Genomic DNA, 15,326 nt, shown 5'->3' on the forward strand with positions numbered 1-15,326 from the left:
CACCAGGAACCGAACTGTTTCGGGAGGCGACGTTCTTTGCGTCCTACCTGAAGCGATTGCCGGTCCCAAGATCGGCTTCGACCTTGCCTTGTTCTTGAGGACAGGGACATCTGTTGTGCCGGCCATATAAGCCTCCTCTGCCGCATATGAGTCCGTCGGCGGCAATCGCTTCATGGACCCGCACAGGCGCTTCGGGCGATCAACTGAAGGACTTGCCGCAGCCGCACTTCTCGCGCGCGTTGGGGTTATCGAAGACAAAGCCGGAAGATTCGAGCCCGGTGAGGAAGTCGACGGTCATGCCGGCGACATGCGGTTGGGAGCCCGCGTCCACGAACAGCTTGATCCCATCTGTCTCGGTGATCGCGTCGCCCTCGCGCGACACGCTCTCCAGGCCCATTAAGTATTTGAAGCCGGCGCAGCCGCCGGCCTGGACCATGATGCGAAAGCCTTCCGCCGGCTCGCTGGCGCGGGAAAGAGCAGTCTTGATGGCGGCAACAGCGTTGTCGGTGAGCGTAATCATGGCTCCATTCTCCTCAGTCCGGGACCTGCTTGCGCATCACGCTGCATGCACCGTGCCAAAGCGAAAACCGTTTCAACACAGCGCGGCATCTCTGACCCTGCGGTGGTTCTTGTGAGTCCATTGCTGCGAAGGTGTCGGCCAACCGACACGTACTGTCGGGTTTGTCGGGTCCGCCACGCGGGATGTTGGGCCTGAGTTGTTGGCTGAACTCACATTAAACCAATGACCATTACAGAAGACTCCTTCTGAGCTTGCTTCGGCGCAATTGGCACGGTTTTTGAAGCTCCACTGGCGAGGCGGCAAGAGACTGCCGATCCACAATCGTGTCGTGGGTGCCCTCGCGATCGATGCGGCGAAGCAAGGGAGCAACATGTCAGGACTGGGTCAGACACGCTTTGTTTGGCGAAGCAGCGCCGCCCGTGGCATCCGAATGACCGATTGGCCGATTGCGACAACACCCACAATCGCTCACCACCGCCCGGTGGCCACCGACCGGCTCGATGAGATTCCATCGGCATGTGCCTGCTCGTGTCACTCGGGTCTCGCCGCTCCGATAGCACCCCCGGTTTTCGGGCGGGTGCGACGACGTGCGCACGCTGTCCAGCGACACTTTGTTCACGGGCCAGCAGCAGATCAGGGTCGAGCATTACGGCGCGCCCTATCGGCTGAAGATTCACCGGCAGGGCAGCTGATCCTCACACGTAGGTGGAAGCAGGGGTAAGACATGGACCAGCGCGAGAAACCGTCGCCGGACGAAATCCGGCGGGCGTGCGAAGACAATCCGAAAATCCGGGAGCATGATCTCGCCGCTCGATTGGGCATTTCGGAAGCCGAATTGGTCGCGGCGCATTGTGGTCACGGCGCGGTGCGCATCGAGCCGCGCGTCGATGATCTGCTGACCGGCCTCGAAGCGGTCGGCGAGGTGATGGCGGTCACCCGCAACCAAAGTGCCGTGCACCAAAAGATCGGCGTCTACGACAAAGTGGTCACCGGCAACCCGCATGCCATGGTGCTCGGCGACGAGATCGACCTGCGCATCTTCCCGAAAGCGTGGGCGTATGGCTTCGCCGTCGAGAAGCGCGAGGGAGCCGAGATCCGCCGCAGCCTGCAATTCTTTGATGCCACCGGCGAGGCGATGCACAAAGTACATCTCAGGCCCGCCTCGAACCTGCACGCCTATCAGAATCTGGCGGCAAAGCTTGTATCCTCCGACCAGGAGCCGATCATATCGGTCGAGGCGAGCGGGGCGCTCGATAATGCAGTGAGTCCAGACCAAGCCGCCACGGTCGACGACCTACGCGAGCACTGGAGCCGGCTGAGCGACGTGCATCAGTTCTACCATATGTTGAAGACCCTGAAGCTCAGCCGCTGCCAGGCGATGCGTATGGCCGACGAGGATTACGCCTGGCTGCTCGACAATGATGCCGTTGGCGCCCTGTTCCAACAGGCGGCCGAAGACGAGATGCCGATCATGTGCTTTGTCGGCAATCGTGGTTGCATCCAGATCCATTCCGGCCCGATCAAGTCGGTCAAGCAGATCGGGCCGCGGATCAATGTGCTCGACGAGAACTTCCATCTCCATCTTAGGACTCATCACATCCGCGAGGTCTGGGCCGTGCGCAAGCCGACGAGGGACGGTCACGTCACGTCCGTTGAAGCCTATGGCGCCGACGGCAAGATGATCGTCCAGTTCTTCGGCACGCGCAAGGAAGGCGAACGCGAGCGCAGCGACTGGCGGTTTCTGGCCGAGAGTCTGCCACGTGTTCCCGGTCCGACCTACAGGGATGTGTAGAGTGCCGACAGGCCCCTCGGATTGAACCGGCCGCCATAGGACTCGGCACCACGTTGCGACAGCGGCTGCGAGGTCGTAACGCATACGGACGGTCAGGGTGCACGCCGGAATTGACCGCATCGATACAGTCAAGCTCGTCGCCGGCCGGACTGCTGCGCACGAGTGCATCGCCGTCTGACCGAAAATCCTTGCAGCGCCTGCGAGCGATAAAACCCATACGCCTCCAGGACCGAACCGAAGCGCGGCTCGACCTTGTTGATATTTCCGATCATCGCGCGCAAGCGCCGACGGGTCTTGTCGGACCGCACCCGATCCTTGCGCTGGATCGCGTCGTTGCTCAATCCGGGCCGTGCGAGCGATCTCCTCGCTCGTCGACCGGAAGGCTGTGCAGCAGCAGCCAAGCCGAACAGCCCGATGTCGCGGACACGACAAAACCGACCACGGATGTCGGTTGTCGGACGTTGTCCTAAGAATGATGGACAGGTGATCATCAGCGGCGGGCCCAGTGCAGGCTGGCATTGCTTCGTGCAGCGCCATGGGTACGCCTATCCGGCACGCGACTTGCTCCGACAATTTGATCAGCAGGGCATCAGCAGTGCGTCACGGTGCTCAGATGTGATTGACCAGCCTCTCAACCCTAACGGGGATAAGCGGCGGCTTTGCTTCATGACCGCAGCGCGGCGGAGATGCCCCTTCTGATCGACTTCGCAACCGATCTCATCCGCGCTGGTGCAGGTGGGCTGTATCAGGCGACAGAATCTAGAAGGCGCCCGACAAGAGACGTGCCCATGCTGGAAATCGACTTTATGAACAGCGGTGCAATCTCAATCGAGCCATGAACGCCAATGTAGAGAAAACAAAATGGCGACCAAGCCCGTTCCAGATCATGTCCCGCCCGAAATGGTGAGGGACTTCAGCCTGTTTACATCGCCAGGGATGCCACCAACACCCAACGGGGATCCACACGCAGCTGTCGCTTGCGTACATGACGGGCCTCCGATCTTTTACTCCCGCTACAACACGCAAGATGGCCGGGGTACCTGGGTCATCACCCGTGCCGCGGACCAGCGGAAGGTGCTGCAGGACGCAGAGACTTTTTCCAGCCATCGCAGCATCTTCTCCTCCATACTGGGTGAAAACTGGCCGACGATCCCGCTTGAGCTCGATCCACCGGCCCATGGCGTCTTTCGCTCACTGCTCAGTCCGCTGCTTTCGCCAAAGCGGGTGATGGCTTTGGAGCCGGCTGTCCGCGAACAAGCGATCATGCTGATCGATAGAATTGTCGCGTCGGGCACAAGCTGCGACGCGATGAAGGATTTTGCCTTTCCTTTCGCGGTGAGCACCTTTCTTCGCTTTCTGGGGTTGCCCGATGACCGACTCGATACATTCGTCGGCTGGGGGAAAGATCTGCTCCACGGCGACGATAAGGAACGACCTGTGGCTGCCCGGACGATCGTGGCATTCATCGGCGAACTTGCAGCCATGCGCCGCCAGGAGGCGGTTGACGATTTCATGACCTTTATCGTGCAGGCACAGGTCGAGGGCCGCCGGCTGACGGACACCCAAGTCCGCGGCATCGGCGTGCTTGTCTTCGTCGCTGGGCTCGACACGGTCGCAGCAGCTATAGGCTTTGACTTGGCGTACCTCGCGCGCAACCTCAAAGATCAACAATTGCTGCGGAGCGAACCGGACCGCATCCCGCTCGCAACCGAAGAATTGCTGCGGGCCTATCCGCCCATTCAGTTGATCCGCGTGGCTACGAAAGATATCGACTTCGAAGGCGCGCCGATCCGGAAGGGGGACTATGTTTCCTGCGCCACGATGATTGCCAATCGTGACCCGGCGGAATTCGAATGCCCCAACACGATCGATTTGGAGCGGGAGGACAACCGCCACGCAGCGTTTGGCTATGGTCCCCACCGTTGCCTTGGCTCACACCTTGCCCGGCGGGAGATTGTCGTTGGCCTGGAGGAGTGGCTGGCGCGCATCCCGGCTTTCAGGATCAAGCAGGGTACGGCACCCATAACCTCTGGCGGCCATGTATTCGGGATCGAAAATTTGATCCTGGACTGGTCCTAGGCCTGCCCCGAGCCGGGGCACAGACAATGGAGGCAGCGCCATGCGCATCATCGTCCAAAATGCCAAATGCCAGGGTCACGCGCGATGCGCGGCGCAAGCGCCGGACATCTTCAAGCTTGATGACGAGGGCTACATCCTGCCCGGTGACATTGAAGTTGCGAAAGGGGAGGAGCTGTCTGCATCGCGAGGCGCGCGATCCTGTCCTGAACGTGCGCTGGAACTCACCCGCTGACGCTTTGAATCGGACGTCATTCAACCGAGAGTCTGGCGGACTTGAACGGGGTCGACCATGTGGCCGCATTGGAAAGGACGGCACGCGACCTCTGTCCCAGCACGGTCCACGTCCACTCCGCGGGGGGCATCTCCGGAGCGGAGGTGCTCCCCATGAGGCGCAAACGCGCAAACGGCAGGGCGGGGGCTCGCGAAACGCCTCTTCCAGTCACAGAATTTGCGACAGATCCGATGGACCAGACGAAAATTGCCGAACTACTCGACCGCGAGGCGATCCGCGACTGCGTATACCCGAAGAACTGCCCGACCCATGTTGCGGCAGGCCGGATCTCTGCATGATTTGATAGGACAAACCAGGAGAACGCACCATATTTGCCCAATATTATGCCCGGCTCAGCACCGGCCAATGGCCCCAGATCGAGCTGGAGAGGAGGTTCGACCAGCATGTGCTTGCCTGTGTGCTTTCACGTGCGCTCGAGGAGATCGAGGCCGGCGAGGCGACCGCGACGGAGGCAACCGGACTTTCGCGCGCCGAGCTGCGCGATGTCCTGGCCCGCTGTTTCCCTGCTATTCCTATCAACGCGTTTGCCTTGAAAGAGGTGAGCGAGCCCGAGCCGGATCTGGAGGAAGAACTTCTGCACGGACTGCTGCTGGCGCATGCCCGACCTGACGACCCGACGAGCGCCCGCTTCGCCAGGATCATCGCCCGGCGTGCCATGCGCAATGACCACCTCTGGCAGGAGCTTGGCCTTTTTAATCGGACCGAGCTCGGCCGCCTGCTCGCCTCGCATTTTCCGACGCTGGCGGCCGGCAACACCCAAAACATGAAATGGAAGAAATACTTTTACCGCAAGCTCTGCGAGGCCGAAGGTTTTTCGCTGTGCAGCGCGCCCAGTTGCCGGGAATGCAATGATTTCGAAAGCTGCTTCGGCCCGGAGGAAGGCGAAAGCCGCCTCACACGGATCAAGAACGGCATCGCCTCGGATTGAGAGCCGCTTTCGTCAGTCGTACAGCGCCAGTGCTGGCGCCGCGCCATAGGTCTCTTGTCGGATCTCGACGGACGCCTTCGAGGATTTGAATGCTGTGCCTGCCGTCCGATTGCTCGCGATGCTCGCTTCGGCGGGCCGTCATCATGGCAGTGCAGGACCGACCCGCACCAATCGCCGCCGCGCAACTGCTGTTCTCCCCGGCGGTTGCTCCTCGCCTGCCTGGCCGGGCTCTATCGGAGCGGGCCGTCGTCTTCGACACCGGGCTCGAGCGCAAGATGCTGGCCGGCACCTTTGCGGCGCCTCGGCGGCCGCGGTTACAGGCTCGGCCCGGTTGGGCCTGGGCGCCGCCGTAACCACCGCCGTGGATTTTTGCGCTAGTGCACGGGTTCGCCTGGATCACCCATCGCGGCGGGATTGTCTTCGGCGTCGCAACCGACGAAGCATGGAAATACGGCATGTGGGCGGAGTTCAGCTACACCCCCGCCGTAACGTCAACTGCAGCCCGAGTTTGTTAGCGATTGGCGCGACGGGCACGACAATCTTGCGGCCGATGCGGATGGTTGGAATGTCGCCGCGGTTCGCGGCCTCGTACGAGCCGTTCCGACCCAACCCGGGGAAGACTGCCCCTGCGCCGACGCGTGGTAGGTATCTTGACCTCGAACAGATTGCCCGCGTTCTCTACATCGCGGAGAAGCATCGGGACGGACCGGACAGGTTGCAAGCAAGCCGGCAACCGAGACGGCGCTAGCTGCCCTGTGGTGGATCGTCCTGACGGCCCAGCGGACCACCGCCAGCATGTCCCTGCTGGCCTCCCGCGTGGTAGGCGACAAGGACGCGCGAGGCTGGAAGATCGCCGCGTTCGCGGCGGAGGACATGAAGTCGAAACGGTATCACGCGCTGCCGCTGCCCCCGCGCGTGGTGCTCCTGCTGGAACGGGCGCGGATCGGGATCGACAGGGATTCAAAAACGGCCTTCCCGTCGAAGAAGGTCCGTCGGCCGGGTAGCGAGGAAACCGAAGAGCTCCACATCCATGACACGACCGTGAACCTAATGATCCGGAGACTTCGGGGAAAGGATACGGTCGGGAAGAAACGGGAGTCCGTCGATCTGCTGGAAGGCATCCCGCATTTCTCCCCGCACGGCCTTCGGCGCAGCCTCACGACGATCCTGACGGACCTGAAAGTGCGCGCAGACGCGGCCTCCGCCGTGCTGGACCACTCATCCGGAACGCCGGGGGAGGTCGAATTCAGAGGGCGGACGTCACACGGCTGGCCTACAACCGAGCCAACGGATCGAGTTAAAGCGGGAGGCGATGGAAGTGTGGACGATGGCCGTATTCGAGGCTGTTGATAAGGAATGGGCCAAGCATAGGCCCGTGCCCTTCAAGGCCTTCCGCCAAGTGCTGCCTCTTGGCCGTGTGCTGTCTCTCGGCCAAGGCGATGGCGTTCCCCAAAAAGGCCAGCAGTCAAACGCCGCTGTGGTATCAGGAGATGGAATCGAGAGAAGCAATGAAAAAATCGCAACCGCGTCCCCGGCTGTCCGGAAATCGAGCGACGAATGACGGCCTCGAAGTCATAGCTCCTTGTACTGGGAAACCCGCTACGCTTTCGACCCCAAGCGGAAGCTCTTTCTCGCTCGACCGAATCCATGGCCAGAAGCGGACCTTGGAGTGTTGCAGAACTTTCTTCGCGCAATGTTGCAAAAGTAGGTTTCGCCTTTACAGCCTCAGAACACCTCGCCTATGACTGGGCCCGAAACTTTGGGGGGCACCATGGCTGCATACGAAATATCTATCCGAAACTGCAACAGCATCGACCTCGCGGCCATCCGTATCGAAAAAGGCAGCCTCAACATCAAGTATGGACCGAACGGCATAGGCAAGAGCACAATAGCCAGAGCGATCGTAAGCCAGGCTCGCGGCGATGGCACACTTGATGCCCTTATTCCGTTCAAAAATCGAGGCAAGGCTGGTTCGAAAAAACCGCAAGTTGATGGCATCGACGACGTAAAATCAGCGCTCGTGTTTGATGAAGAGTATGTGAACCAGTTCGCTTTTCAGCAAGACGAGGTTGTTAAGAATAGTTTCAATATATTTGTTAAAACGCCAGAGTATGTTACCACAATGGCGGAAATAGAAGATCTTTTTACGGGCATTAGAAAAGCTTTCGCAGACAGCGTTGAGATTGAGCAAACCACCAAGGACCTAAAGGAGCTGCGCGAGGCTTTCGGAAACTCCAAAACGGGCGCCATTCCAAAAAACAGCAAGATTCACAGAGCCTTTGGGACAGGCAATAAGATTGAAAACGTGCCAGACTCACTAAAGTCGTTCGAGACGTTTATTAAGAGCCCGGAGCCTTCAAAGTGGATTTCATGGCAGATCAAAGGGAATGAATTCCTTAAGCTCGGCGATACCTGCCCCTACTGTTCAACGGGGTTGCCGGAAGGGCCGCAGAAGGAAACCGCACTCGCTGTAGCGAAAGAGTATGATGCAACCGCCATTGGTCACCTTAACGTTCTGAAAGCAATCATAGGGAGGTTGGGGAAGTACTTCAGTGACAAGTGTCGGGAGAACCTGGAAAAAGTAACCACGGCGAAGATCGAGCTGACGGCTCAAGAGCAGGGCTTTCTAAGCGGCCTTAAGACTGACACCGATGCTCTTATCGAAAAGCTAGAAGGTCTTCGCACAATCTCCTTCTTCACTTTGCGGGACGTTGGTGAAATTGGCGAGAAAATTGGACAACTGAAAATCGATCTTGCGATGATGGACAAGCTCGATTCCGTGGAAACGCGAAAGGTAACGGACCCGATCAACGCCCAGCTCGAGGAGCTTATCGAGAAGGTCGGAGTCCTGAAGGGCAGCGTCAACAAGCACAAGGCGCGAATTGAGAAGGCGATCAAGGAGAATCAAACGAGCATCAATAGCTTCCTAAAATCGGCGGGCTACAAGTACTCGGTGGCGATCATCCCGGAGCCGGATTCATACAAGATGAAACTCATTCACAATGACCTGAACGAGCACGTTGAGTCTGCGGCCAAACATCTCAGCTATGGTGAGAAGAATGCTTTCGCCTTGGTTCTCTTCATGTACCAAGTTCTGAGCGAAAATCCGGATATCGTTGTTTTGGACGATCCGATATCCTCTTTTGATAAGAACAAGAAATTCGCGATACTTCACGAGCTTTTTCAAGGCAAGGGTAGCCTTAGGGGTCGCACAACTATCATGCTGACGCACGATATCGAGCCTGCCATTGATGTGATTAAGAGCACCATCGATGTCTTTAAGGGGTCAAGCCCGTCGGCAGCATTCCTTTCTTCTAGGGATGGGAAGGTGAACGAGGTGCCCATTCAACGGGGTGACATCCAGACTTTCACCAAGATATGCAGAGAGAATATTGCTAAGCTCGCTGACCCGATCGTGAAGGCCATCTATTTACGCCGCCATTACGAGATTTCGGACGATGTGGGTCTGGAGTATAATCTATTGGCAAGCCTCTTTAAGAAGAGGGCTACTCCGACAGTAAAAATTGTCACCGAGAACCGTGACATGAGTGCAGAAGAAAAGGAAGAGGCACAAGCAAGTATCCGTGTGTACATTGCGGAATTTGATTACGATGATCTTGTTAAACAACTTAACAATATCGCGGCGATGAAAGCGAAATTTCTTAGGACTGACGTTGGGTATGAGAAGATTCAGCTCTTCCGCATTGTTAGAGAGCATGACGATGATATCATCACGAAGTTCATCAACGAATCTTACCACATCGAGAACGAGTATGTGATGCAGTTGAATCCGCACAAGTTTGAAAGCGTCCCTGAGTATGTGATCGATGAGTGCACGAAGCTTCTTACCTCAGCATAGCCGGTGCGCTTGCGAAGGTGCCGCTCGTGGTGAAACCGAAGCAAGCTCTTCCTTGCGGGGGCCATGTCGGCGGCTGTAGTTATCACATACGTTTGGTGGGCGATTGGGTGTCGGGATGACTGAAGAAGAAGCCAAGGCGCTCGCCCGAATTGCGGAGCAGTACCGATGCGGACGCGCTGCGACAGATAGCGATCAATGCCCGTGGGAAGTCAGAGATCGTCGAGAAAGCGGCGCTCCGTCGGCTGGCTACGATACCTGCAACGCACGTCCCAGGTACAGTTGAGCACGATTGCTGGGCAATGGTGCACGCCGTTGAGGAACTGCGTCGGCTCAACGGACGGAAAGTGAGCCGCATGAATCGCATGCGCCCGAAGATTGAGAGGGAAGGCGAGATTGCCGCGCTCGAATACTGCGCCCCAAGCAAACCGAAGGTTTTGCGGAGGTTATGGACTATGGATGCCGGAACTCACTGCCGAGGGCATCGTGCTGAGGCACAGGGATCAATTCAGCCAAGCGGCGATTGCCGCCGCCCACGCGAGGCTAGTGCTAGCGGGTGTACAAGTCGACGATGTGGGAAATATCATTTTACATGAGGGGATGCCTTTAGGACACCCGAGCGTCAATTCCTTGGGGCCTGTGGATTTCCAGTCTCACTGGACCGCCTCGGTCCCAACTCGTGCAAAAAAGCGCCCTTTCGACCGAGCTGAATAGCGCGTCGTTCCCGTAGCGCCGGATTAGACCAGCAGGCTTTACCTGCGCATGATGCGAGCAGTTTTTGCACCAAGCGCGGAGTATGTGCCACTCGCGAAGATCGCCAAGCGATAGGTCCAGGCCTGCATGAACGCTGCCGTCGATGATGGTCTGCGGTGCTACAGTAGCCTCGCCCGGCGCCCTTGGCGAGGCTTTCTATGCCCACCCAAGGATGCCGGGAAAGCGAGGGGTGTGGAGCACCTCGGAACCCGCGCCGACTATGCGGGGTCGTCACGGCGCCCAATGCCGGAGAGCTATCAGCCGCACCCGGCCGATGCGGCGCTTGTTGCGGCCGGGGCTTTCTTCACGCGGCCATACCACGATGGGCGCGGGGTCAGGCGCTGGACGAGCCCGCGCCAGCGGTCGTCCGCACAACGCGGGAGCGGCCTCGGCAGTCACATCTGGAACACCCCCACCCAGCCGACGCGGTACATCCGTCCGCTGCTGCGATCCTGACGCAAGGACAAGTGTCCAGGCTCCAGGGTTTTCCGGCATCTTGGGATTGGTCGGCTGCGGCTGTGAGGGATGTTGACCAGATGATAGCGAACGCGGTCCCCGCGCCGCTCGCGGAGGCCATCGGGAGGATCATCCTAACCCGCGAAGCCGGGGACTCCATTCCTGAAATTCAAGGACGTTTCGGTGAGTTGCTACGGCGGTCGCGGGGCTTCTCCAAGGCTGCTGTTCGAAACTGTAGGTCTCGGGTGAATCGTGCGAGGCGTCTGCTCGGCGGGCGGACCTTCGCCGACGCTGCGGCCGAGCTTGCGGCGCTTGATGCCGTCGATGCTTTCGCGGCGCTCGCGACCGGGACGCGCTCCGATCTGCGGACAGCGTTGCGGCTTTATCGCGAATGGCAGGCGGAGCCGCCGAAGGCGAAGCGGAAGCCGAAAGTGGATGCTTCGAATCTCGAACGATGGCTGCGTAGGCGTAGGCTTATGGGGCTCTTCCCCGCCGCGCCCTGTCGGGCTTGGCTCCCCCGGGATACGGAGCAAGGGAAAGGGCCTTGTGCCATGCGAAAGCCTACGGCACCATTGACCTACGGTACAGCCGGGAGGCGATGACCGTGCGAGGGAAAGGGCGGACTTCGGGCCGCCTTTTTCATGTCGACATTTGCCCATCCATGCAAGAGAGCAGCGTATAAAACGAAGCCTCATGGACGTCCGGAACGGGAACAGAAGTCGGACGGGAGGCGGAGCAAATTCGCGGCCGGCGAGCTCGGTTCAACAGGTGCGTCGTAGGAGGTTCAGCATAGCGCCCGGAACGGGAAACCGGGACCGCGACACCCCGACGAGCAGTCCATATGAAGAAAGGGCGGGCATTGCCGAAATGCGAGGATTCCGACCGTTTTTGGCTTTCGCGCAATAATCTTTCGCGTCTAGAAGCCCATTGAGTGTCTCGCGAGGGGCGCGGTGGATATTGGGGTTGTCCAACGAAGGAAGCAGCGGGCAACGTCCGAAAACCGGAAGGAGCTCTATCTTGCGTTCTGAATCAAAGTCGTAATACGTGACCAATCGAAGATAAAACCCCGACCCGGATGAAACACTCGGCTGCCCCTGGGTATGATTAGACCCAGGTTTTTCCACAGTTGCTTCTCTGCCTTCAGGAAAGCCCGCGACGAAAGGGCCACGGCGGCGGCATGCCTGGCCGGGTTTCTCTTGAGCAGCCCTTTCATCTCCAGATAATCTTCCAGCTGGGTTAGCCAGTCTGGCTCACTAGGCACTGTCCCGATAGTGTCCTGAAAACTCAGAATCGCATTGAACAGGATCAAATGCTTTCCAGCCAAAAGGACTGCGCTGGCGATCGAATCCACGAACGGCTGCGATCCTGATGCGTAAAGGGTTCCGACGTGAAGTGCCTCCAGACCCTCCCTCGTCAGACGCCCATCGGCCTCGGTCCATCCGATATGAAACAAGAAGTTTCGGTAGTTCTTGGAAACCGCCACCTTGTTGGAGGCAGAATTCTGATAGTTTCGAGTTCCCCCCGCCCAGTGATGCACCGTGCCCGCTTGAATGGCATTCCAGAGCATATTGAAGGCGCGATCCCGAATGGTGCCTGCCGCCGAAATGCTGACGCGCATCTCGTCGTAGCTGTAGGAAAGCAGCAAGAACATTTCTTCTGGACCCATTTCGCGCCATTTCGCAAAAAAGCTCTTATCCAGGGCCGCAGGCGAAGTCGGCGCGCCAGTCCGTGGCACGAAGAATCGAGACTCGAGAAATCCGGGTGACATCGGAGAGAGAGTCGCTGGATCGTAGGTCAACAGGCCGACTGGCGCGTTGGCGAAGGGCGGCTCTGCCAGGACGCTCGCCACGTGGCTGGCGATGGGATAGCCATCGTCTGCAATTGTGGGGACTATCAGCATGCCGTAGTGGAAGTCCCGGGTGTACGCGACGGCCTGGCCTAACCCGGTCAGATACTCCCGCTTGGACTGCTGCGGCGGCTTGAACTCAGCTCCTATCGTGAGGGCATTGGTCGGATCGACGATCACGAAGTCCGGAACCGGCCATGTCCGCGAAGAAGTGATGTAGCTGGTCGCCGAGAACAATCCGTTCCATGGCGATGAAGACGTGGCGACGCGACGAATCGCTTCCTGAGCTATCGCGAAGGCGAGTATGTCATGCGTATTCATTCGGCAGCGGTCGCAAGATCGTAAACGTCTCGCTTGTAGCCGTCGCTGCTGAAATTCCCGTTTAGCATCTTCACGATCTGTGTCGCGAAAATCTCCGCAAGAAGCGGTGGGACCGCGTTGCCTACAAGGAGACACTGTTGCTGCCGGGTGCCTTCGAAGCGCATCCAATCGGGAAAAGTCTGGATACGAGCCGCCTCCCTGACGGTGAGGGTGCGATTTAGTACAGGATGGATCGGAAACGCATTGTGGCCAGGAACCATCGTCGTGGCGGGCATCGAACGCGACAATCTCTTGTAGACGTGGCTATAGTTCTTTACCGAATCCGAACGATAGCCCTTTCGCAGATGTTCCGGCAGCGTTCCCTCGGGCAGGCGCCCACCTTCTGGAATGAGCTTGTACCGCTCGACGACCAATTCCTTATGGTTCATGGGTACGTGACTGAATTCTTCGCCGTGAGTGGAAGGGTCTTCCAGGTCGGAAATTACGTCACCCACGGTGACAAACCGCCGTTGCCAGGATTTAGGCTCAACGAAGTGCTTGGCCTCTGGCCAGACGAACGTGGACCCAATCTTCCATGCTACCAATACGAAGCGCTCTCGATTCTGCGGCACCCCATATGACGCACAGTTGACCACTCGACTTTGAAATGCGTAGCCCGCTCTTTGCAGTCGCTTTTCCACTTCCGCCAAATAGGTGGAATCCTTGCGCGGTGTTGATACAAATCCCTTCACATTCTCCATAAGAATGGCTCTTGGTGCCAACCCAATCGCCAACTCTATAAATTTCAAAGAAAGCTCGTTTCTCTCGTCCTGGTCAGGTTTGTGCTCACGTGTATTCACAAATCTCCTGCGGCCGAAGATCGAAAATCCTTGGCAGGGAGGGCCGCCGAAGACAATGTCTATATCCCGACCAGAGCAATGGCCTTCGATCTCCGTGGGTGTCAGTTTTGCAATATCAGCTTGATAGTGACTAACGGACGGAAAATTCGTCTTGAAATTTCGCGATACGCTGCTCTTCATGTCATAGGACGAGAGTATTTCTACACCAGCATTCTTAAATCCGAGGGTGAGACCGCCAATGCCCGTGAACAAGCTGACCGCGCTTAAGCCTGTATGCTTCGGAATGACATGCATGTCTTCGCTCTGGCCCACATTTGATTTGACCCAAGGGTTCAAAGGCATATTTGAAGTCTCGTGGGGTTTGTCAGCGGCCATCAGGTAATCATTGATGGATTCGCCAATGGAGCGCGCAAGCGCGACCGGGACGGCATTGCCCACAAGCCGACACTGCTCCGCCCGGTTTCCAACGAACTCATAGCTGTCAGGAAAGGTTTGAAGACGCGCAGCTTCCCGTGCGGATAGGCTTCTATGCAGAGTTGGGTGGATCGGAAATGCGTTGTTCCCTGGAACTAGCGTGAGAGACGGCCGATCGCGATGGAGTCTCTTATAGGTGTTGCCGAAGTTCTTGCGACGGATCTCTGCTGGCAGTTCGGATGGAGGCGGCATTCGTCCTCCTTCCGGTACGAGCTTGTAGCGCGCGATTACCCTTTCGCTGTGCCTCAGGTGACTATGGTTTGGCGCATCTGAATGTGGTGAGGCAAGGTCGGCAATGGCCGACCACACCGTTGCGTATGGAAGGCGCCCAGGTCCGTGTGTGGGCAGGGGCCAGTCGAAGGAGCCTCCGCTGCGGGTTCCGAAGAAAAACACCCTCTTGCGCACCTGCGGACATCCGAAATCGGCCGCGTTCAGGGTCGCGACCCAAACACGGAACCCGCGACGCTCGAACGCAGCGACGATCTCGCGTTCAAATCGACCCCCATACTGCGTCCGGAGGTAGTTAACGTTCTCCATCAGGAAGCAGGGTGCCTCCAGCCATTCAACGATGCGGACGAAACGCCAGAACAAACCATTCCTCGGGTCAGCAGGATTCTGATCTCCAAGCGTAGAGAATCCTTGGCAAGGGGGACCTCCAACGACAAGGTCGACCGTCTTGCCTCCCGTAGCAGCTAGGATTTCTTCCTTGGTGAAGTGCTGAACGTCTTTCAGGTAAAATGGAGTACCCGGATGGTTTCGCGCGAACGTGTCCGCCGATGCCTTCTCAATATCTGTCGCGAACAGCGTGTTAAAGCCCGCCTCTTCCAAGCCGAGTGTCAGACCGCCGCCGCCGGTGAATAGCGAGACGGCCGTCAGATTCTTTCTTCCAGTTGTTCCGTGCATGACTAGCTCGCCTGCTTTCGGTGAGAGGAGATGCTAGGCACGGCTGGTTCGCCCTGAAAAAGCTCTCCCTGCCTCACTGCCAGTCCATTCGTTTCCACATATGAACGCATAAACGCTCTCAAGATCTGAGCTGCGGTGGTGTCTCGCATCTTGCATGTGGCGATGAATTCGCGACGCAGGACATTATCCACGCGAATGCGTAAGCCAACTTCCTCCATTGCGAATCCCCTCGCGGATGCACGACGTGTGCATGTACGACACACGCTC

13 protein-coding genes and 1 pseudogene are annotated in these 15,326 nt (G+C 58.3%); 9 read left to right on the top strand and 5 right to left on the bottom strand.

Features of this window, described 5'->3' with window-relative positions; all coding sequences use genetic code 11:
- Positions 1–199 precede the first annotated feature (199 nt).
- Positions 200–520 carry a HesB/IscA family protein gene (locus NKI47_RS30035; protein WP_023678237.1) on the bottom strand — a complete coding sequence of 107 codons (321 nt, stop codon included), beginning with the start codon at positions 518–520 and terminating at the stop codon, positions 200–202.
- A gap of 587 nt (positions 521–1,107) precedes the next feature.
- Here NKI47_RS30035 and hemP point away from each other — a divergent pair.
- Entirely contained in the window at positions 1,108–1,212 is a 105-nt protein-coding gene (gene hemP, locus NKI47_RS30040) for a hemin uptake protein HemP (protein ID WP_023678236.1), read from the top strand.
- A gap of 32 nt (positions 1,213–1,244) precedes the next feature.
- Entirely contained in the window at positions 1,245–2,312 is a 1,068-nt protein-coding gene (locus tag NKI47_RS30045) for a hemin-degrading factor (protein ID WP_352594677.1), read from the top strand.
- On the opposite strand, the gene NKI47_RS30050 is transcribed toward NKI47_RS30045, so the two are convergent.
- Positions 2,297–2,374 carry a hypothetical protein gene (locus tag NKI47_RS30050; RefSeq protein WP_352594714.1) on the bottom strand — a complete coding sequence of 26 codons (78 nt, stop codon included), beginning with the start codon at positions 2,372–2,374 and terminating at the stop codon, positions 2,297–2,299. The two genes, NKI47_RS30045 and NKI47_RS30050, sit on opposite strands and share 16 nt — an antisense overlap.
- A gap of 66 nt (positions 2,375–2,440) precedes the next feature.
- Positions 2,441–2,653, bottom strand: coding sequence for a hypothetical protein (locus NKI47_RS30055; RefSeq protein ID WP_352594679.1), 213 nt, complete (start codon positions 2,651–2,653; stop codon positions 2,441–2,443).
- 520 nt (positions 2,654–3,173) lie between these two features.
- Here NKI47_RS30055 and NKI47_RS30060 point away from each other — a divergent pair.
- From NKI47_RS30060 to NKI47_RS30090, 7 genes and pseudogenes are all read left to right on the top strand, one after another.
- Entirely contained in the window at positions 3,174–4,391 is a 1,218-nt protein-coding gene (locus NKI47_RS30060) for a cytochrome P450 (RefSeq protein WP_352594681.1), read from the top strand.
- 40 nt (positions 4,392–4,431) lie between these two features.
- The gene (locus tag NKI47_RS30065; protein WP_352594683.1) at positions 4,432–4,623 is read left to right on the top strand and encodes a ferredoxin; all 192 of its coding nucleotides are present in this window, start codon (positions 4,432–4,434) and stop codon (positions 4,621–4,623) included.
- A 367-nt stretch (positions 4,624–4,990) separates the two neighbouring features.
- Entirely contained in the window at positions 4,991–5,611 is a 621-nt protein-coding gene (locus tag NKI47_RS30070; protein WP_502898102.1) for a nitrogen fixation protein NifQ, read from the top strand.
- 738 nt (positions 5,612–6,349) lie between these two features.
- Positions 6,350–6,961 (top strand): annotated as a pseudogene (locus NKI47_RS30075) (tyrosine-type recombinase/integrase); the annotation flags it as partial.
- Entirely contained in the window at positions 6,939–7,172 is a 234-nt protein-coding gene (locus NKI47_RS30080; protein WP_352594684.1) for a hypothetical protein, read from the top strand. The pseudogene NKI47_RS30075 and the gene NKI47_RS30080, both read left to right, overlap by 23 nt.
- A gap of 210 nt (positions 7,173–7,382) precedes the next feature.
- Positions 7,383–9,470 carry an AAA family ATPase gene (locus NKI47_RS30085; protein ID WP_352594685.1) on the top strand — a complete coding sequence of 696 codons (2,088 nt, stop codon included), beginning with the start codon at positions 7,383–7,385 and terminating at the stop codon, positions 9,468–9,470.
- A 908-nt stretch (positions 9,471–10,378) separates the two neighbouring features.
- Positions 10,379–11,278, top strand: coding sequence for a DNA cytosine methyltransferase (locus NKI47_RS30090; RefSeq protein ID WP_352594687.1), 900 nt, complete (start codon positions 10,379–10,381; stop codon positions 11,276–11,278).
- Between the two features lie 410 nt (positions 11,279–11,688).
- Here NKI47_RS30090 and NKI47_RS30095 read toward each other — a convergent pair whose 3' ends face one another.
- Together NKI47_RS30095 and NKI47_RS30100 are read right to left on the bottom strand one after the other, a co-directional pair.
- Positions 11,689–12,843 carry a hypothetical protein gene (locus tag NKI47_RS30095; protein WP_352594689.1) on the bottom strand — a complete coding sequence of 385 codons (1,155 nt, stop codon included), beginning with the start codon at positions 12,841–12,843 and terminating at the stop codon, positions 11,689–11,691.
- The gene (locus NKI47_RS30100; RefSeq protein WP_352594690.1) at positions 12,840–15,059 is read right to left on the bottom strand and encodes a DNA cytosine methyltransferase; all 2,220 of its coding nucleotides are present in this window, start codon (positions 15,057–15,059) and stop codon (positions 12,840–12,842) included. The genes NKI47_RS30095 and NKI47_RS30100 overlap by 4 nt, the downstream gene beginning before the upstream one ends.
- Between the last annotated feature and the right edge of the window lie 267 nt (positions 15,060–15,326).

The sequence above is a fragment of the Mesorhizobium sp. M0633 genome (assembly GCF_040320645.1).
Classification (GTDB): domain Bacteria; phylum Pseudomonadota; class Alphaproteobacteria; order Rhizobiales; family Rhizobiaceae; genus Mesorhizobium.